The 19,414-nt window shown below is 59.0% G+C and carries 12 protein-coding genes; 7 read left to right on the top strand and 5 right to left on the bottom strand.

Annotated features, from left to right (window positions below):
• The first annotated feature begins 36 nt into the window (after window positions 1–36).
• Complete coding sequence (locus tag AC3RLQ_RS06385) at window positions 37–546, top strand: hypothetical protein (RefSeq protein WP_493035407.1); 510 nt, start codon at window positions 37–39, stop codon at window positions 544–546.
• Between the two features lie 52 nt (window positions 547–598).
• On the opposite strand, the gene AC3RLQ_RS06380 is transcribed toward AC3RLQ_RS06385, so the two are convergent.
• Window positions 599–1,207 carry a hypothetical protein gene (locus tag AC3RLQ_RS06380; RefSeq protein ID WP_493035405.1) on the bottom strand — a complete coding sequence of 203 codons (609 nt, stop codon included), beginning with the start codon at window positions 1,205–1,207 and terminating at the stop codon, window positions 599–601.
• 214 nt (window positions 1,208–1,421) lie between these two features.
• Between AC3RLQ_RS06380 and AC3RLQ_RS06375 the strand changes: the two genes are divergently transcribed.
• The 4 genes from AC3RLQ_RS06375 to AC3RLQ_RS06360 all read left to right on the top strand — a co-directional run bounded on the left by AC3RLQ_RS06375 (window position 1,422) and on the right by AC3RLQ_RS06360 (window position 9,074).
• Window positions 1,422–3,503: a DUF1549 domain-containing protein gene (locus tag AC3RLQ_RS06375; protein ID WP_493035403.1), complete on the top strand. Its 2,082-nt coding sequence runs from the start codon at window positions 1,422–1,424 to the stop codon at window positions 3,501–3,503.
• A gap of 19 nt (window positions 3,504–3,522) precedes the next feature.
• Window positions 3,523–4,812: a DUF1501 domain-containing protein gene (locus tag AC3RLQ_RS06370; RefSeq protein WP_493035401.1), complete on the top strand. Its 1,290-nt coding sequence runs from the start codon at window positions 3,523–3,525 to the stop codon at window positions 4,810–4,812.
• Between the two features lie 87 nt (window positions 4,813–4,899).
• Window positions 4,900–6,210 carry a Gfo/Idh/MocA family protein gene (locus AC3RLQ_RS06365; protein ID WP_493035399.1) on the top strand — a complete coding sequence of 437 codons (1,311 nt, stop codon included), beginning with the start codon at window positions 4,900–4,902 and terminating at the stop codon, window positions 6,208–6,210.
• Window positions 6,211–6,320: 110 nt separating this feature from the next.
• Window positions 6,321–9,074: a phosphoenolpyruvate carboxylase gene (locus AC3RLQ_RS06360; RefSeq protein ID WP_493035397.1), complete on the top strand. Its 2,754-nt coding sequence runs from the start codon at window positions 6,321–6,323 to the stop codon at window positions 9,072–9,074.
• Window positions 9,075–9,107: 33 nt separating this feature from the next.
• On the opposite strand, the gene AC3RLQ_RS06355 is transcribed toward AC3RLQ_RS06360, so the two are convergent.
• The 3 genes from AC3RLQ_RS06355 to AC3RLQ_RS06345 all read right to left on the bottom strand — a co-directional run bounded on the left by AC3RLQ_RS06355 (window position 9,108) and on the right by AC3RLQ_RS06345 (window position 12,579).
• Window positions 9,108–10,364 (bottom strand): hypothetical protein, encoded by a 1,257-nt coding sequence (locus AC3RLQ_RS06355; protein ID WP_493035395.1) that lies wholly within the window; start codon window positions 10,362–10,364, stop codon window positions 9,108–9,110.
• A 223-nt stretch (window positions 10,365–10,587) separates the two neighbouring features.
• A complete protein-coding gene (locus AC3RLQ_RS06350) occupies window positions 10,588–11,691 on the bottom strand; it encodes a hypothetical protein (RefSeq protein ID WP_493035393.1) in 1,104 nt (367 codons plus the stop codon).
• A gap of 51 nt (window positions 11,692–11,742) precedes the next feature.
• Window positions 11,743–12,579, bottom strand: coding sequence for an AraC family transcriptional regulator (locus tag AC3RLQ_RS06345; RefSeq protein WP_493035391.1), 837 nt, complete (start codon window positions 12,577–12,579; stop codon window positions 11,743–11,745).
• 111 nt (window positions 12,580–12,690) lie between these two features.
• On the opposite strand from AC3RLQ_RS06345, the gene AC3RLQ_RS06340 reads away from it, so the two are divergent.
• Window positions 12,691–17,151 carry a DUF7133 domain-containing protein gene (locus AC3RLQ_RS06340; RefSeq protein ID WP_493035389.1) on the top strand — a complete coding sequence of 1,487 codons (4,461 nt, stop codon included), beginning with the start codon at window positions 12,691–12,693 and terminating at the stop codon, window positions 17,149–17,151.
• A 72-nt stretch (window positions 17,152–17,223) separates the two neighbouring features.
• Window positions 17,224–18,444 carry an AAA family ATPase gene (locus AC3RLQ_RS06335; RefSeq protein WP_493035387.1) on the top strand — a complete coding sequence of 407 codons (1,221 nt, stop codon included), beginning with the start codon at window positions 17,224–17,226 and terminating at the stop codon, window positions 18,442–18,444.
• A 55-nt stretch (window positions 18,445–18,499) separates the two neighbouring features.
• Here AC3RLQ_RS06335 and AC3RLQ_RS06330 read toward each other — a convergent pair whose 3' ends face one another.
• Window positions 18,500–19,408, bottom strand: coding sequence for a hypothetical protein (locus AC3RLQ_RS06330; RefSeq protein WP_493035386.1), 909 nt, complete (start codon window positions 19,406–19,408; stop codon window positions 18,500–18,502).
• Between the last annotated feature and the right edge of the window lie 6 nt (window positions 19,409–19,414).

The following is a 19,414-nucleotide window of genomic DNA, read 5'->3' as shown; positions in this document are numbered from 1 at the left end:
ACGAGCAGGACATCTGTTGCCAATGGGACCTGCTTCATGATAAAATCCGAGGTCTTTTATTTGCTAAAAGACACCGAAAACCAAGCCATGCCCGACTACAACACCATCAGCACCGAGCAATGGCAGATCCTGCTGCCATGTGACTGGGTGCAGAAACCTCTGACTGATGGGCCGAGGTCATTCTATTTCGAGGCCAGCGACGGGACCAAGGGGGCCTACATCTCCGTTTTCACACGAACCAACCCCTGCTCCTCTGCCCTAGCGGACCTGGCGACTTGGCGTGACACGGAAATTCGCAATCTGCATGCGATGATCGATCACCACTGGGAGATCATTGAAGAATGGCAGCATGATGAAAGCGAGACCGCCATTTCGGCGAGCGACTGCCTCGAACGGAACACCAACTACCGCATCGTCTGCCTGCGGATGACGCAGTTTCCATGGCTGGTGCGCGTGAGCCTGCATGACTACAACTGCACCGACTACGAGGCTTCGAAGCAGGCTTTCCTGCCGTTGATCGATTCGTTTGCGCCGGTGTTTGCGTAGCGGGGCGAGTTTTGCGCCTTCCTAAACGAACTGAAGCCCGGGAGTGCTTCGCTTAGAGCGATGCGGTGGTCATGATTGCCGCTGCCGCCGCCTCCACTTCGTCCACGTAGGGTTCGCCGGTGATTTTTTCGATCTTTTCCCGGTTTTCCTCTTCGCTCAGCGGGGGCACTTCCTCACCGTCCTTGGAGGAGGGGCCATGCCAAGTCACATGCCAGGCCGTCCGTTTCCAGCCGCCTTCCACCCGCTTGAAAGTGTAGTGAAGCTTCGGTTTGCGGAAGCCGAAACCATCATCAATCGGGCCGATGGCCATTTGCACTTTGAGGGGCTTGGCATCGGCCATCTGCTTAATTTCGACAGGCGTCTGGGATTTGTCGCCTTTGAGAATGAAGTGATCCTCCTTTTCCTCGGTCAGCCCATCGCGATGGAAGGCATTGATGGACCAGTCATAGGCAGGAAAGGTCTGGGCGATTTCCCACATGGTGGGTTCTTTTTCTTCGGGCAGTTTCACCACGTCCTCGATGATTTTTTCAGCCATGGCAGGCCGCTTGACGGTGAGGAAGCGCTCGTCTTTGGACCTCTGCGCACGATGAGCCGGGGTCTCGCAGCTTGCGAGGGTGAAGAGACAAAATAGGGAGGTGAAAAGGGCGATCCGAGGATTCATGAAGGAGACGACTGACAATACTTCTCTGACATGGAAGGATATAGACCAATTGAGAGGGAGAAAGTGGGTTTTCTTTGCCATAGGCAAAGATCTCTTCTGGGATTGTCCAAAGCCCGCATCCATCACCGGCTAAAGGATTTGTAAAAGAACTGAAACTTCCTGATGGCCTCTTCGTTTAACCGGCCATCGACCCGGATCTGCGGACGATTCCATCATGAAAACGCGCCTTTGCCTCACCCTTGCCTGTGCACTCCTCGTCACCGGCCTTCAGGCCGACAATGAAGTTTACCGTACCTGGACTGACTCCCAGGGACGAAAGCTGGAGGCGACCTTCCGTGGTATTGAAAACGGCAACGTCTTCCTCCAAGTCCGCAACGGCTACGTCTATCGCCTTTCCTTGGACAAGCTCTCCGCAGCTGATCAGCAGGCGGCCAAAACGCTGAAGCCTGAAGGTCTTGGCATCCCCTCCGACCCTAATCTGGCGCAGGCGGCGGCGCAGATCGACATGCTTGTGGAGGCCGGACTGAAGAAAGCGGAGCAGAAACCCAATCCGCTCGCCTCCGACGAACAGTTCGTGCGACGCGTCTTTTTGGATCTTGCAGGGCGCATTCCCACGCGGGAGGAATCGCTGGAATTCCTCAATGATCCGAGCCTTTCCAAGCGTGCGAAAGTGATCGACCGCTTGCTGGACTCCGAGGGCTATCGCAGCCACCTTTTCAACTACTTTGCCGACATGCTGCGCATGGCGGATGTGGCGCAGAAGGCGCGCTTCTACACCTATCAGGACTGGTTGAAGAAGCAGATCGGAGAGAACGTGCCATGGAACAAACTCGTTTACACCATGATGACGGCGGACGGCAAGCTGCTGGAAAATGGAGCTACCGGCTACCTGCTACGCGATGCCGGCATGCGACTGGACAATCTGAGCCTCACGCTGAGCACCTTCATTGGTGCGAACGTATCCTGCGCGCAATGCCATGACCATCCCTTTGCCGACTGGACACAGCGCCAGTTCTATGAAATGGCGGCCTTCTTTGGTGCCACGGAAACCTACGGGGCCAAAGGCAATGCGGGAGCAGGCATGCAGGGCATGCGCAAGGTAATTGCCTCGCTGGGAGACAAAAAGCTGCAGCAGCAGGCGAAGAACCTCCTGCGAGTCAATGCCCTGGCCGTCGAAGACTCCAGCACGAATGATTTGAAGATGCCGGATGATTACAAATACCCAGATGCCAAGCCTGGGGATCTTGTGACTCCCAAGCTGATCACCTGGAGTGATGACAAAACCAAGAAGGCCTATCAGGGCGTGCAGACCACCAAGCATGATGAGCAGCTGCGCGCCCAATTTGCCAAATGGATGACTTCGCCGGACAATCCACGTTTTGCCATGACCATCGCCAACCGCATGTGGAAGCACATCTTTGGCATCGGAGTCAAGGAACCGGTCACGGATCTGGATGACCCGAATGCGAGCGTGAATCCGGCGCTGCTGCACCATCTGGCCAATGAAATGGTGCGCCTGAAATTCGACCTCAAGCAGTTCCTGCGCGTGCTGTGCAACACCCAGACCTACCAGCGTGAGGCCACCAGCCATGAACTGGCAGACAACACCGCCTACCTCTTCCCCGGCCCGATCCTTCGCCGCATGACCGCCGAGCAGGCCTGGGACTCCTGCGCTACTCTCGTCGTCGGTGCTGACGTGGACAAATTCAAAGGCCATCGCGGCGAAACCTACGCCAAGGCCATGACCGTTGATTTGAGCGGTGAGGCTTCGCCAGATGTCATCAAAGGCCAGATCGAAAACGCCATCGCGAGCATGCGCCAGTTCGGCGGCGGCAAGGCTGCGGGCAACCCCAAGAACAGGAAAAAGCGCATGATGAATCAAGGCGGCGAAGAAGACCTGACCCTCGCTCCTCCAGTGCGCGACGGGCTGGTGCTGGCACGCGCCTCAGAGCTGCCGCAGCCGGAGAAGGATCAGCATTTCCTGCGCATGTTTGGCCAGAGCGACCGCCAGATCGCCGACAGTGAAAGCGAAGAAGGCAGCATCCCGCAGGTGCTGATGCTCATGAATGGCGAGGCCCAGCGTGTCATCGGCCAGAATGATTCTCTCGTGGTGAAAACGGCCGGCGCGCAGAAGACACCGGAGCAGCAGGTGGAGAGCCTTTACCTCAGCTTCTTCAGCCGCAAACCCAAGCCCGACGAACTGGCCAGCGCCACGGCGGGACTTAGCAACGGCATGACCATGCGCGATCTGACCTGGGTGCTCTTCAACACCCGTGAATTCATCTTCGTGGAATAACCTCTCACCCTTTCCTGCCATGAATCTTCACAACCAGCTTGATCCCATTTCCCGTCGTGCGTTTTGCGAACGCTGGGCCAGCGCCGCACTCGGCGTCACCGTGCTGCACGGTCTCGGCGGCAGCGCCTTTGCAGCCGAAGCCGCCAAGACAGCCGCGCCTACGGGCTCCGGCTTTGGCAAGGCCAAGAACGTCATCTTTCTCCAGATGATCGGTGGCATGACCCACATCGACACGCTGGACCCCAAGGAAGGCCCGACGCAGGGACCGAAAGCGCCGATCAAAACCAAGGCTGACTTTCAACTGGGAGGAACGATGGAGAACCTCGCCAAGCATGCGGACAAGTTCAGCATCATCCGCAGCATGACTTCCAAAACGGGGGTGCATGCCGCCGGTCAGTACGTCATCCGCACCGGCTACGAGGAGCGCGGAACCATCAAGCATCCCAACATCGGCGCCTGGGCGCAGCACTTCCTGGGCTCCAGCCACAAGACGCTGCCCTCCAATGTCTGCGTGAACCGCCAGCCGCAGAACGGCAACGGCTTCTTCCCCTCCAGCTTTTCTCCGCTGCCCATCCTTGATCCCGATGTGGGTCTGCAATATGCCAAGAGCGAAGCCAGCCCAGAGCAGATGACCAAGCGCCTCGCCATGCTGGATCAACTCGACGCCGGATTCCGCGATCGCTTCAAGACCTCAGAGGTGAAGAGCTACACGCAGTTCTATGACAAAACGGTCAGCATCATGTCCAGCACGGACCTGGAGGCTTTCCACCTTGATGAAGAACCGGAAGCCTTGAAGGAAAAGTACGGCAAGAACAAATTTGGCCAGGGCTGCCTGCTGGCGCGGCGTCTGGTGGAAAAAGGGATTCGCTACATCGAAGTCGCCAAAGGCGGCTGGGACATGCACAACAACATCGACGACGGTCTCGATGAACACGGTGCCGAACTGGACCAGGCGCTTGCCGCATTGCTGGAAGATCTCAAGGAACGTGGTCTGCTGGAAAGCACGCTGGTGGTGCTTTGCTCTGAGTTTGGCCGTGGTCCCAAGATCAATGACAACGGTGGCCGGGACCATCATCCGAAGGTCTTTTCCACGCTGCTCGCAGGTGGTGGCATCAAAGGTGGCTACATCCATGGGGCCAGTGACAAGGAAGGCATGGCGGTGGCCGACAAGCAGACCAGCCCGCAGGATTTCCTTTCCACGATCGGCTGGAGCTTGGGGCTGCCTATTGACGAAGTCGTCATGTCACCCAGCAACCGGCCCTTCACAGTGGGAGACAAGGGCAAGGCGGTGATGGAGCTGTTTGCATAGCGCGAAAGCACTCCGCCTCAATTCTCCGCAAGCCTCTCGAACGGCTGGCGTACTTTGCCTCGCGATGCTTTCATCGCTTCCCTGACCATGACTTCCCGCCGCCATTTTCTTTCCGCCAGCACCGCCGCGTTTGCCGCTTCATCGTTTCACATCTTCGGCGCTGATCCGGCGAAGAAATACCGCACAGCCTTAATCGGCTCAGGCTGGTGGGGGATGAACATTTTGAAGGAGGCTCTGGCTTCCGGACGCATCAAGGTCTGCGCCTTGTGCGACGTGCATGAAGACGTGGCCTCCAACGCCGGTGACACGGTGAATGGAATCTCCGGCGACGACCCGAAGCTCTACAAGGACTACCGCGAACTGCTAGACAAGGAGAAGCCGGAGATCGTCATCATCGCCACGCCGGACCACTGGCATGCGCTGCAAACCATCGCCGCCTGCAAAGCGGGCGCTCATATTTACGTCGAGAAACCGACCGGGCACACCATCAACGAGAGCAAGGCGATGGTGAAAGCGGCACGCGAAGCGGGCGTCGTGGTGCAGGTGGGACTGCACCGACGGATCGGCCCGCATCACGTCGAGGCGATGAATTTCCTCAAGTCCGGCGCCGTGGGCAAAGTGGGCATGGTGCGTGCTTTTGCCGACAGCAAGGGCGGACCCGAGCAGCCGAAGCCCAACAGCCAGGTGCCCGAAGGGATGGACTGGGACATGTGGTGCGGCCCGGCTCCGATGCGCCCGTTCAATTCCAAGCTGCATCCCGGCGGCTGGCGCCATTTCCTCGACTACGCCAACGGCACCATGGCCGACTGGGGCGTGCATTGGCTGGACCAGATCATGCTCTGGAGCGGTGAGAAAGGTCCGAAAAAAATCTTCTGCACCGGGGGGCGGCCTATCGCCGGTCCTGCCGTGCTCAATGACAAGGAGCAGACCACCGATGCGCCGGATCATCAGGTGGCCACGTTTGAGTTTGAGCAGTTCACCGCCGTGTGGGAGCACCGCAAATTTGCCGACAACAACAACGAGAAGCACAAGATCGGCTGCTACTTTTACGGCGAGAAAGGCGTGCTGCACATCGGCTGGCGCGACGGCTGGACCTTCTACCCGGTGAATCCCAAAGAAGGCGAAAAGCACGGCAACCACCAGCTTCAGGAGCCGGATGGTCATAACATTGGCCTGCTCTGGGCCGATTTCATCGATGCCATCGAGAAGAAAAAGCAACCCATCGCCGACATCGAAAGCGCCCACCGTTCCACCTGTCTGCCGCTGCTCGGCATGCTCAGCTACAAGGCGGGACGCAGCATCCAGTGGGATCCGGAGAAAGAGCTGATCATCGGGGACGCGGAGGCCAGCAAGCTGATGGCGCGCGAGTACCGTAAGCCGTGGGCCTACCCGGTCTAAAAGCCGACATTCCAGCGATTGCCGCTTGATCTTGCCTTTTCCATCGGCTTTCGACATGGCTCTGTGAATCAGGCATCCTTCCTGCTTTGATTCGCAAGCTCCACCCAGCCATGTCCGAAACTCCCCCGCAAAACCTCCGCACCCTCGGCTTTCAACTTCTCGAAGACGACCTGCGCTACCTCATGGCGGCCTTCTCCGCCGTTCTCAAGCAGCTGGGGGAACCCGAACTGGCGGCCAGTCTGCCTTGGATCGGCACCGGGGTGCCGCAAAAGACGAACCGCTCCCTCGGTCAGGCCTATTCCATCGCTTTTCAGCTGCTCAATATCGTGGAGGAGCGGGCCGCCTCACAAATCCGCCGTTTGCGGGAGAAAAAGAGCGGACCCGAGGCTGAAAAGGGCCTGTGGGCGGACAATTTGAAGCAACTGCAAACCCTCGGCCTGAAGGAAGCCGACATCCTTGCCGCACTGCGGGATGTGTGCGTGGAACCTGTGCTCACCGCGCATCCTACCGAGGCCAAGCGCGAGACGGTGCGCGAGCTGCACCGCGAGATCTACAGCCTCATGAACCGTCATGAGAACCCGGCCTACACGCCGCGTGAGCAGGCCCGCCTGCAAAGCCAGCTGCAGACCCAGCTCGAAAATCTCTGGCGCACCGGCGAAATCCACGTCACACGCCCCAGCATCGAGGCCGAGCTGCAAAACGCGCTGCATTATCTGCGCGATGTGTTTCCCGAGGCGCTCACCCGTGCTCATGTGCACCTGCGCGAAGCCTGGCAGGCGGCCGGGTATGATGTGAGTGAGGTGGACTCTCTGCCGCCCCTGATCCGTTTCGGTTCCTGGATCGGTGGCGACCGCGACGGGCACCCTTTCGTGACGGCTGATGTCACGCGCCATGCCTTGCAGGTCATGCGCAAGAACGCGCTGCGAGTGCAGCGTCGTGGGCTTGAAGCCCTCGCTTTCCACCTGCCGCTGAGTTCGTTGTTTCAGGTCACGCCGCCGCAGCTCACGGAGTTGATCGCAACTCTCACTGCGCAGCTCAAAACCGAGCCGGGCGTGGATCTTGCCTACATTCTGGAGCGCAACAAGGAGGAGCCGTGGCGCGCCGCTGTTTACCTCATGCACGCGAAGGTTGTGCTGGCCATCGAGAAGCCCGCTTCACCGTTCGCGTATGTGCAGCCGGAGGAACTGCGTGCTGACATTGATGTGCTCGCGCAAACGCTGCTCGATGTTGGTTCCAAGGCCGTCGTCGAGGAGCAGATCGTTCCATTCCGCCGCAATCTGACTGCTTTTGGTTTCCACTCCGCCGTGCTGGATGTGCGGCAGAATTCTGCGTTTCATGAGAAGGCGCTCGATCAACTCCTGCGTGCCGCGGGCCTGCTGGACGGTGGTTCCTTCATCGACTGGAGCATTGAGAAAAAGCGCGAGTTGCTTGATCGTGAGCTCGCCTCTCCCCGTCCTTTCCTATCTCCTAGCATCTCTGCCGGACCTGAAGCGGATACGGTGCTGGACTGCTACCGCGTGCTGGCCGATCACCGCGCCAAGTATGGCAATGCGGGTCTAGGCTCGCTCATCATCTCGATGACACGCTGTGTGGAAGACATGCTCGTCGTCTTCCTTCTTGCCCGTGAAGCCGGGCTCATGGCCTGGAGCGAAGAAGGACTGGTATGTCCCCTGCCCGTGGTGCCGCTGTTTGAAACGATGGGTGATCTCGAATCCGGCCCTGGCATTGTTGAGGCGTTTCTTTCGCATCCTGTGGCCAAGCGCAGTCTCCTTGCGCAGAGCAAGGGTGGCACGCCGGTGTTCCAGATGATGGTCGGCTACTCTGACTCCAACAAAGACTGCGGCATCGTGGCCAGCCAGTGCGCGCTGCATCGTGCGCAGCGTGAGCTTTCCACCACGATCCATCGGCATGGTGTGCGTCCGATCTTCTTCCATGGCCGTGGTGGCACCGTCGGCCGCGGTGCGGGCCCCACACATTGGTTCATGGAGGCGCTGCCGCATGGCTCCCTCAGCGGCGGCATGCGCATGACTGAGCAGGGCGAGACCATCGCGCAAAAATACGCGCACATTGGGTCCGCTGTTTACAATGCCGAGCTGCTCATGGCCTCCGCCACGGCAGCCACCGCACGCCATCGCTGCACCGAATCCAGCGCCCCGCCCGAACTGGAGCCGCTCTTTGACAAACTGGCCGCCGACAGCCGCGATGCGTATCGCGCCTTCCTGCACGCGCCGGACTTCATGAAGTTCTACCGACAGGCCACGCCGATCGATGCTTTGGAAAACTCCCGCATTGGCTCACGCCCCGCCCGCCGCACGGGCCAGGCATCACTTGATGATCTGCGCGCCATTCCATGGGTCTTTTCATGGACGCAGTCACGCTTCTATCTTCCCGGCTGGTTCGGTGCTGGCAGCGCCCTGACCAAGCTCAAGAACGAAGATCCCAAAAGCTACGCAACCCTCGCTGCGGCGATTCCCGGCTCGGCCTTCCTGCGCTACGTCCTCACGAACATCGAAAGCTCTCTCGTGAGCGCCAACACCGACCTGATGCGCGCCTACGCCGCTCTGGTGGAGGACACCGCCGTGCGTGACCGCTTTCTCGGCACCATCCTTGGCGAATACGAGGCCACCCGCTCCATCATCGACGACCTCTTCCAAGGCACCTTTGAAGGACGCCGCCCTCGCCTCGCCTACACGTTGAACATTCGCGAAGAACCGCTCAAGGTGCTGCACCACCAGCAGATCGCCCTGCTGCGTGAGTGGCGTGGACTCACCGCGGCTGGCAAAACGGAGGCTGCGGATGCGATGGTGTCAGATTTGCTGATTTCGATCAATGCGATTGCGTCGGGATTGAGGACGACGGGCTAAAACATGGACGGATTCCCAAGCTTTGCGCCGAGGTCATTTGGGCTCGGCTGCGGGCATGGTTAGTTCTGGGATGTCCAGAGCGTGCAACTCTCGCCCGAACTGATCATTTTCCGAGACCAGGAGAATCATACCCTTGAGCACCGCAACGATGTCTGTCGCCCGGTTCAAGACAGCGAGTCTCCGGCTACCGTCCTCTGTTCCATCTGTGATCCAAACGTCTGTGCCCGAGTCTGCGTTCTTGCGTTGAAACAGCACGCGGCCATCGCTCAGCGGGAACAGTTTGAAAATTTCCGCATCTTCATTTCCAAAGGCAATGTCGATTACAAGGTGGGTGCCATCCTTGGTGCCGTCTGAGCACCATAGCTCAAGGCCATGCTTGCCGTCATCCATGACATAGAAGAGCCGTCCTCCGGCGACCACCGGACTAGGAGGTCTGTCTCTAGAAAAAGAAAAGGAGCCATCCTTGTAAGGATCGCTGTCCAAGATGTTCCTGGAGCCTGAAATCGTGCCATCACTGCACCACAAACCGCAGCGTCGGGTGCGATCATGGGCGAGCAACAAGCCAAGATCCCCGACACGACCGAACCAGAGTTGAGAAGCAGGATTGCTAGGCCACCATGATGCCACTTTGGCGACGGATTTTCCATCGGTATGCCACAACTCCAATGGCGGCTTCAATTGACCGTTGGGCAGCATGAGCACTCCATTCGGCAAGGAGACGAATTGATTAAGGCCATCATCATTCTCAAAGCTCGGCAGTCCCGGCAGCACCAGCTTTTGCAATCCGGAGCGTGTGCCATCAATGCTCCACAGTGACTTCCCAAATAAGTCCAGTTTCAGCATGGAACCGTTCAGCACTGCGCCATCAGTATAGTCTTCCCAGCCGTCAAAAGGCACCGCGATGGTTTCCGTCACGCCCGTGTGGAGATTGAGCGCCACCAATCCATGCCTCTCGTAGTTGCCATGAAGCGAGAGCACCAGACGGTCGCCGATCAGAAATGGCTTGGATTCATCACACACATCTTTGCCGTCTTCAGATATGGGCCGAGTACCAGCCTCGGTGCCGTCCGTCACCCAGACTCGGCTGCCTTTCCCGAGGGCAGCATTGGGTCCTTGGAAGTACAGGCGGTTCTCATAGGCAAAGGGGTTTTCGAAAATGGAACCGCGTTCCTGCCACGGAAAATCCTTGATGCGTCGTGTGCCTGCTGGGGTGCCATCTGAGCGATAGAGCGACACCGTTTTACCGCTCTGATCGGAGGCGGCGAAGAACCACGCCTGATTGTTCCACACAAAGAAATTCGTCAGGCCTGAGCCGTTCTGCCCCGGATTTAAGTCAGCCACCAAACGCAGCTTGGCAGTTTCTGCTGCCGAAAGAGTGTTGGCCAGCAGGATCCCAAGGCAAAGAAATGAGCGCTACATATTCCGCAGCATAACGAACTCAGATTGTGGGCGTCAATGCTTGAATCAACCAACCCGCGATCCATCAAATTAATTCAGCCGGCTTCGAACTTTCTCACAGATGCTTCCATGACGAGCCGACAATTCGTTTTGCGAGCAGCGAAGTATAAGCAATGGCGAACGGCAGAAGCAGCCATCCAAGCCACCAAAACTCCACGTCGCTGTGGATCAAACCGAGCAGCAAAGAGCAGATCACCGGAGCGAGCAGTCCTGCCCAATAAGGGGGCTGTACAAAAAAGACTTCCGCCTGGGCCACCGCATAATGCCACCAGCCAGGCGATACAGTTCCGCCCACCGGGCGCAAAATCAGCAGGCTGCTGCCTTCTTCGGCACCTTCACCCGGCTGAGAGACACGGCACTGATAGGATGCATGCGCGCTTAGCGCTGTGGAAACAAGCGCCAGCGCGGCCAGCGCGAGACTTGCAGAGATTTTCACGTTCACCATGGGGATGGTGATCTGCTCGTTTTCGTACGCGTAACGAGATGAGGCATACAGGCTGTCCACCGCATCCGTTGCCTGAGTCCACGCCTGGGCTTTGAGACGAATGCGGCTTTCAATATCCGAGGTGCTGAAGGGTTCGGCATGGTGGTCTGCAAACGCCCGCAACTCCATCGGCTCCCATGAAATTTTTCCTGACGCCGGATGCCTGCTTTGCTCAGCGTTCGTCAGTTTGACGGCAAACGGAATTCTCCGGTGCAAATCAGAGTCCTCCCCCACAAGAATGGTGATTTCATAGAGAGGAATCAGACTGCCGGCAGGAGGCGGAGCCAGCTCTTTGAATGAACGGTGGCTGGCACGAAACCTCAACCACCCACCGCTGGGCAGTGACACACGATGAACAGGCGGATCGTAATCCGCCTTCGTCTTTGACAGAAAAACCGCCAGCGAATCCACTTCCAGCGATGTGGTGCTCATCGTAAATCCACGTTCCATGTCAGCCGCCAGCTTTTCGGAAACTGACTCTTCTAATTCGCTGTCATTATGACGCACATCGCCCGTTGTCGCCGTCAGAAGACGATGTGTGACGTACAGCTTTTCGAGTTCCGCCATGTCATTCGTCTGCAGATGACGGCTGCTTGAGAAAGAGACACATAGCACCACAATCAGCGCCTGGGTCAGAAGGTTGCTACGAATGCTTTCCGCGAGGTCATTTTGCATATTGAGTTGTTCAGACTAGGAGACAAACTCAAAACTGGCAAGCATCTGTGTTTACCAACCCCTGCCCCGGAACTCCCCCGGCGCCACGCCGACCCAGCGCTTGAACACGCGTGAGAAGATCGCGGCATTGGCGTAGCCGACGTTTGCGGCCACGACTTCGAGCTTATCGTTTCCGGCTTCGAGGAAACGGCGGGCCTGCTCCATGCGCAGGCAGGTGAGGTGCTGCATGGGACTGCGGCCGAGTTCCTTCATGCACAGGCGGCGCAGGTGCTCGGGGCTGCAGTGACTTCGATGCGCCAGTTCGGCGAGTGTCCAGTCGCGCATGAGGTCCTTTTCCACATCCGCCCACAGTTTGGCCACCCGAGGCTCGCGGCTGCGCCAGGGCTGGGCGATGCGTCGGATGGTGGCATGCAGCAGTTCCAGCCAGTGGTGAAGGATTCGCGGCTCGCGCTCCCCTTCCCACTCGGCGCGTACGCCATGGATGATGCGCGCAATTTCATCGGCATGGGCCGTGGGCATCACGGGTGAAGCTGCGCCGACTACTGGTGTGACGAAACTCGGCTCGTCATAGCGAATCCATGCGAAACACCAGCGTTCACGTCCTTTGGCCTCAAAGGCATTCAACACGCGTGGCGGCGCGAGGCACACCATGCCGGGCTTCACTCGCTGCCAGCGGCCGTCGAGCAAGATGGAGCCTTCGCCGCTTACACACGCGAGAACAAAACTGCCAGTCGGACTCATGCGAACGCGCCGGTAGGGAGGCAGGGCCTCATCGAGGCCAAAGCGTGCGATGCGGTGCGTGGTCATCTCCACGCACTCGCGGGCCTCCACCACCCAGCGCCGCGTGCGCGGGCCGTCGAGCGTGGTTTCGGTGAGTTCGTGGTTCATGCCCTATTTAATCGCGGAAGCCTAACGATGTCACGTACAGGTGCATTTCAGGCATGACACCGTGCATGTCATCCTGTTAGCCTGCGTTTAACCCATGCGTTATTCCAACCTATGAAGCACCTGCTCTCTTTGCTACTCCTCACCACCGCGCTCCATGCCGAGCCGGTTTCCCTCTTTGACGGCAAGTCGCTCGACGGCTGGGACTACGATCCCAAGATCTGGCGGGTGGAAGACGGCATGATCACCGGCGGCTCCACGACGGAGAAGATCAAGGAGAACCACTTCATCTGCACGAAGAAGAATTATCAAAACTTCGATCTGAAGCTCAAGATCAAGGTCAGCGGCGATCCGAAAACCGGCATGCTCAACAGCGGGATTCAGATTCGCAGCCTGCGAGTTCCTGGTGGTGCGCACATGACCGGGTATCAGGTAGATTGCGGTGCAGGCTGGTTTGGCAAGATTTATGATGAGTTCCGCCGCAACAAGGTCATCTGGGCACCCACGCCGGAGCAGCAGGCCGCGCTGGACAAGGCCATCGATGTCTTCGGCTGGAATGAATACCGCATCCGCGCTGAAGGCCCGCGCATTCAGACCTGGATCAATGGCGTTCTTTGCATGGACTACACCGAAGCGGACAAGAACATCGCACTGGACGGCCTCATCGGGCCGCAGGTGCATAGCGGTGGTGCGTGCTTGGTGCAGGTGAAGGATGTGACGATTGAAGAACTGCCGCCCACGCCGGGGGCGCCGACTTGGGAATCGCTCGGTGGCGTGGATGCCGCACGCAAGCTCGTCGCCCCGCCGCCGAAGCCGCAGGCGGATGCAACTGCGGCGCCGAAGCGTGACATCAGCTACAACAACGTCCAAGGCACCGCTTTGACCGCCGAGGAGCAGTTGAAGAAGTTCCATGTGCCGGAGGGTTACGAGATCGAGCTCGTCGTCAAAGAAAGCGAAGGGCTGGGCAAATTTGTCAGCGTTTACTTTGATCAACGAGGGCGAATGTGGACGCAGACGGCGCTGGAGTACCCGGTGGATGCGAATGAAAACCCCGCCGCCGCAGAGGCGGTGTACGCAGCCCACGGCAAGGACAAGGTGATCGTCTATCCGCGGGAGTCGGTGAATGGGCCGATTCCCGCGGGTGGACTCACCAACCCTACCGTCTTCGCCGACGGCCTCGCCATCCCGACCGGCATGCTGCCCTGGGGCAATGGTGATACGTGTTACGTGCAGCATGGGCATGACCTGAAGCTTTACAAGGACACCAATGGCGATGGCAAGGCGGACACGTTTGACGTCATTCTCACCGGCTTCGGCGTGCAGGACTCGCACCTGTTTCCGCATCAGTTTACCCGTGCGCCGGGCGGCTGGATCTGGATGGCGCAGGGGCTTTTCAACAACAGCAAGGTGCGCAAGCCCGGCAGCGATGTGGTCATTGATTATCCCAAGTGCGGGATGGCCCGTTTCCGGCCCGACGGCAACGAGTTTGAAATGACCAGCGTCGGCCCGAACAACATCTGGGGACTCGTCATCACTGGCGAAGGCGAAACCTTCATTCAGGAAGCGAACGACTACGGCTACCCTATCATGCCCTTCCATGAGTACGCGTACTATCCCGGCGGCATGGAGGCCCTCAAAAAGAGCTACCAGCCCGATTTCCCACCTCAGGCGGAGTTCCGCATGGGCGGCACCGGTTTGAGCGGCCTTGCATTGATTGAGAGCGGCTCTCTCCGCGACCCCAAAGCGGCGCATACCATGGCCGTGGCGAATCCCATCACCTCCAAGATTCAAACCCTCGGCATGCACCGCGACGGCGCGTATTGGAAACTTGAACAACTTCCGGACCTCATCACCTGCGACGATCCTTTCTTTCGCCCTGTGGGACTTACCAATGGGCCCGACGGCTGCATTTACATCGTGGACTGGTACAACAAGATCATCTCCCACAATGAGGTGCCGCGAACGCATCCGGATCGCGACAAGACGAGGGGGCGTATCTGGCGTGTGAAGCCGAAGGGGGCCAAAGCGGAAGTGGCTGACTTCACGAAGCTGAGCAGCGATAAACTCATCGCAATGCTTGGCACGGAGCCCGTCGCAAAAGCGCATCTGGCATGGCAGACACTGGCGGACCGCAGCGGTGAATCCGACGATACCCTAGTCAGCCTCAGTCACACAGCCAGCCAAGCCGTGAAAACGACGGCGATGACAGCCCAGGCTTTGTGGGCTTTTCAAGAGCACGGCACGAGGTCGTTCCAAACAGAAAACTTGGACATGCTGCCCATCAAACACGCCGATCCCCTGCTTCGGCGGACCGCAGCCGAGTTCCTCGGCGGCAGGCTTTATTCCTTCGATGCTCACGGTGTCAGCACCTCTCGTTCCACCGCCCTGCTGCGCGGCCTGGCGGAAGATGCAGATCCTGCGGTGCGAGCTGCAGGCATTCGTTCGCTCGGATCATTGCTGGCCTTCGTTGAGGGGCCAAACCATGGTGAAGAAGAAACGGAGGCCATTGATGCATTGCTGGCCTTCGCGAAACCCAGCCTCCCCGGCCCGACCATTCAATCCTCCCGTGGGCCGAAACAGATCCCTGTGCGTGAGGCTTATGACCGCGAGTTCGAACGCTTCCTAGTGCGCATGTTCCTTGAGCGGCATCCTGTCGTCGTCGCGAAGTTCCTCGATTCCGAGACCTCTGAGAAGCTGCCTGTGGAAGCCCGCGTGCTCGCCTCGCTTGCATTGGAACCGAAGGCGAGCGCACCGCGTGTGGCGAAGTTGCTGCCGCATCTGGATCGTGCTCCGAATGATGAAGAACTCCTCCGTCTCGCCCAGTTCCCGGCGGAAGCCGGAGTGGGCGATGCCCTCAAGGCGCTGCTGACGAATGAAAAATCGCGCACCGTTGTTGCTGAGAAGCTGCTCGCCCAGCGCACGAAGCTCGACGCGAAACAAATCGCGCCATTGCTGACGGAAACGGCGAAAGGCATGATCAGAAGTGCTGATGGCTCTGTCCGCAACCTCGCTCTCCAGCTCATCGGCGGCTTCCAACTCGTCGATTTGGAAGACAGTCTTGTTCAGCCTTTGAAAATGGCGATCGCCATCAGCGGAGGTGATCTTCGCATGGTGGTTGATTCAAAAGGCACGAATTCCAGTGATCCCAAAGACTTCATCGCCTCGCTTCAGGTCTTGAAGGATTTACGCAGCGGGGCTGCAGATGTTTTCGTTTCGCTCGCCACGATTGGAAAGCCTGAAGTGCGCAACGCCGCACTCGAAGCTCTCGCGGCATCACGTGCGCCTGATGCCGCTGCCAAACTCCTCACGCTTTATCCCTCGCTGCAGCCTGCGCAGCGCCGTGCGGCCCTGAACACTCTTGCCAGCACCAAGGCGGGCGCGCAGACCATCGTCGCCGCGTTGCTTAATAAGACTCTGCCACAAGCGGATCTGGATGGGCCCACGGTCGAGAGGCTTGCCACCGTGCTGGGCAATGACCCTGCGCTGGAAAAACTACAGCAGCAGCTCGGGGGCATTTTCCGTGAAGTTTTGCTGCTTGATGGTGAGGATGCAGCCGTGGTTGATTCCAAGATCACGCTCGATGGTCCTTTCACCGTTGAGGCCTGGGTGCGGCTTGCCGAAGGCATCAGTAACGCCGACAGCCTTCTCGGCACGCCCGGTGGCGTCGATATGAACTTCTTCGGCTCCAAGTTCCGCGTCTATGCGGGCTCCGAATTGAAAGATGTCTGCGTGGCAACCAAGCCCATGACGCCCGATCTGTGGACGCATCTCGCTGTCACTCGCGATGACAAAGGAATCATCCGCATCTATCAAAACGGAGAGCTGGATGCCACGGGCAGCAAGGCCGCGCCTGCGAAGTGGGAGAACTGCAAGATCGGCTGGAGTGGGCCGAAGCAAGGTACGGAGGGTGTGATTACCGAGTTCCGCGTGTGGAAAAAGGCCCGCAGCGCGCAAGAGATCCGAGCTACGTTTGACCGCATTGTCGTCCCGGCTGCAGCCGGTTCTGATCTTGTATATTCTTCCACGGACCGGCTCAAGCCGGGACTGAAAAACATGTTTGGCAAAGGCGCGCGACTGGCCAAAACCATCGACACACCGCCGCTGCTCACGGAGGAGCAGGCGAAGGCGCTGGATACGAAGTTCGCCCGGTTCACGGCTCTCGCCCCCAAGGGAAATGCGGCGAATGGCAAAGTGCTCAGCGCGCTGTGCATGGCCTGCCATCAGATCGGCAGTGCGGGCGGGCAGATCGGTCCGAATCTCAGCGGTGCGGGTGCCATGGGGCTGGAGGCGGTGCTGCGTAATATTTTGACCCCGAATGCTGCCATGGAGCCGGGCTACCGCATTTACCGTGTGGAGATGAAAAACGGCGATCTCATTGATGCGTTCTTTGTCAGTGAGGACAAAAACGCCACGATCATCCGCATGCCCGGCCTGCCCGACCGCCGACTGGACAAGAAGGACATTCGCAGCACAAAGTTTATCCGGCGTTCACTGATGCCTGAGGGATTGCTCGATGCGCTGCAGGAGCAGCAGGTGGCGGATTTGCTGGCGTATTTGATGACTCTCAAGGGGTAGTTGCGAGGAGCGGGACTGCTCAAGGTCGCTCGTTGTACTTGGCAAGCGGCCATCCTTGGGATAATCGCAGCGATGCCGACTGCCACGAACGAACCTGCCACCAAACCTGCCGCACCGGCAGATCTGGAAATCAAAGACGCCCAGCTCATCTTCAACCACGTCTGGAAGCAGCTGGAGGAAGAATATGGCCGCGAGAAGCTGCGTTTTCCAAAGGAGCTGATCCTGCTGGGCGGAGCGCCCGGTGCCGGCAAGGGAACGAACACGGATTTCATCCGCGAGGTGCGCGGCATCACGGCGCAGCCGATTGTGGTCAGTGCGCTGCTCGACAGCCCGGAAGCGCAAAAACTCAAAGCCCAGGGCGGCATGGTGGGCGACCGCGAGGTGGTGGGCATCCTCATCCGCAAGCTGCTCGAACCCGCGCAGCAAAACGGGGCGATTCTCGATGGATTCCCTCGCACCAAGGTGCAGGTGGAGTGCCTCAAGATGCTCTTTGATGAGATGATCCGACTGCGCCGCGATTTTTCGGAAACGCCCGACGCCGCGCATTTCAAGCAGCCCATCTTCCACATCATGGTGCTGTTCGTCGACGAGGCGGAAAGCATCGCACGCCAGCTCAAGCGCGGCCAGGAGGTGCTGGCGCACAATGCTGAAGTCCGCAGCTCAGGCCTGGGCGAACTGTGGGAGGAGCGTGCCACGGATTTTGATCCTGCGCTGGCGCGCAATCGCTACCAGGTCTTCAAAGAGAAGACCTACGACGCGCTGGTCTCGCTGAAGGAGATCTTCCACTACCACTTCATCAATGCGCAGGCGCCGCTGGAACTGGTGCAGGACAACATCATTCGCGAGCTTGAATACCAAAGCTCCCTGGAGCTGGATCCGCGCACCTTCGACCAGCTGCGCGATCTGCCGCTGGCCAGTGAGATCATTCGTCATGCGCGACAGGATCTCGTGCGCCGTCTAGATGGCTACAAGGTCGGCAAACCGGATCTCATGCAGGCGGTGGTCACCTTCATCCAAGACAAGATGATGCCCATCATCGTCCGTCATGCTATCTCCGGCCGTGCGGACATCAACACCGAAGACAAACTCTTCCATGATCCCGAAGCGCTGGCGATGCTCATCGACATCTTCTCCGAGCGCGGCTACCACGCCACAGCGGACCTGCACCGCATCGAGATCCCCGAACGCTTCGACCTGCAGACCGGACAGATTCAGTGCCGGAAGAAGAAGGTCTTCCGTTTCAGAATCATCTTCAAAGGCTCCGAAATTCGCCGCGGCCAGTTCCTGCCGTGAGTCATGACGAGCTTCTCACCTGCTCATTCAGGCAGCCCCCCGCTCTGGTATCTGTCTACGGCTTGGTAATTTCCACATGGTAGAACTTGCTCGTCCCGGTGGCGTCGAGATCCGTGATGGTGCGCTCGGTGCCGTTGTCACTGATGCTGAAGCTGGTGAGATCACTCCACACCACCCCCGAACCGAGCGTGGTACTGGCCTTGACGGTGTAGGTGCGGTCAGCCAGTCGGGGACTGATGACAATCTGCATCTGGCCGGGCTGGGCTGGCACAGAGGCGCTGCGGAGCAGGAAGCGTGAGCTGGGATCATTGGGCACCAGCCCGGCGGTGTATTTAAAGAGATTCGTCAATCCGCTGGCATCGCTCACAAAGCCGGGCGCGGCGTGCGGATTATTCTGCCCGAAGTACTGCACCTGCCAGGGGTCATCAATGCCATCGCCACCATAGCTGCCGAGATCATCGTTGCCGGTATTGAGGATCGTGAGTCCCAGCGTGCCGCTGGCACCGAAAAAGCTCCCCTCCACCAAGGCGGCGGTGTCTTGATACACATGGCCGGCGGTGACCAGACCACTGCTGCTGATGCTGGTGATGGGGCCGCTCACCACGCTCCATGACACGGCGCTGGCGAGCGAGGCCAACATGGTGCCATCATCAAGTGAAGCGGTCACGGCAAGCTGCCTTGTGCTGCCTTCATTCACCGTCGCAGGTGTTGCAGTGACCTGCACAACGGTCACTTCATAAAGCTGGCCGATGTAGCCGCTCTTCGCCGTCTCTGCGGGGGCGGCCACGCTGGAGATGCCGGTCACACCACCCGTGCTGCCGTCGTTGGTGTAGTTCACACTCGTTGCGCGTCTGCCGCCACCATCGCTGCTCTCAGTGGTGATGGCGTAACTCGTGCTCGTGCGCGGACCGGCATGCAGCGCGCTGGAGAGAAGCAGCAGGACGAAGGCGGATGCGGTTTTCATGCGCGG

The organism is Prosthecobacter sp. GW821-HT29F12 (assembly GCF_058803405.1).
Note: the sequence above shows the minus strand (reverse complement) of the source record. Positions and strands in the feature narration are given on the sequence as shown.

Coding starts and splice junctions, on each gene's coding strand:
- AC3RLQ_RS06385 (WP_493035407.1), top strand. CDS start 37: ATGATAAAATCCGAGGTCTTTTATTTGCTAAAAGACACCGAAAACCAA.
- AC3RLQ_RS06380 (WP_493035405.1), bottom strand. CDS start 1,207: ATGAATCCTCGGATCGCCCTTTTCACCTCCCTATTTTGTCTCTTCACC.
- AC3RLQ_RS06375 (WP_493035403.1), top strand. CDS start 1,422: ATGAAAACGCGCCTTTGCCTCACCCTTGCCTGTGCACTCCTCGTCACC.
- AC3RLQ_RS06370 (WP_493035401.1), top strand. CDS start 3,523: ATGAATCTTCACAACCAGCTTGATCCCATTTCCCGTCGTGCGTTTTGC.
- AC3RLQ_RS06365 (WP_493035399.1), top strand. CDS start 4,900: ATGACTTCCCGCCGCCATTTTCTTTCCGCCAGCACCGCCGCGTTTGCC.
- AC3RLQ_RS06360 (WP_493035397.1), top strand. CDS start 6,321: ATGTCCGAAACTCCCCCGCAAAACCTCCGCACCCTCGGCTTTCAACTT.
- AC3RLQ_RS06350 (WP_493035393.1), bottom strand. CDS start 11,691: ATGCAAAATGACCTCGCGGAAAGCATTCGTAGCAACCTTCTGACCCAG.
- AC3RLQ_RS06345 (WP_493035391.1), bottom strand. CDS start 12,579: ATGAACCACGAACTCACCGAAACCACGCTCGACGGCCCGCGCACGCGG.
- AC3RLQ_RS06340 (WP_493035389.1), top strand. CDS start 12,691: ATGAAGCACCTGCTCTCTTTGCTACTCCTCACCACCGCGCTCCATGCC.
- AC3RLQ_RS06335 (WP_493035387.1), top strand. CDS start 17,224: ATGCCGACTGCCACGAACGAACCTGCCACCAAACCTGCCGCACCGGCA.
- AC3RLQ_RS06330 (WP_493035386.1), bottom strand. CDS start 19,408: ATGAAAACCGCATCCGCCTTCGTCCTGCTGCTTCTCTCCAGCGCGCTG.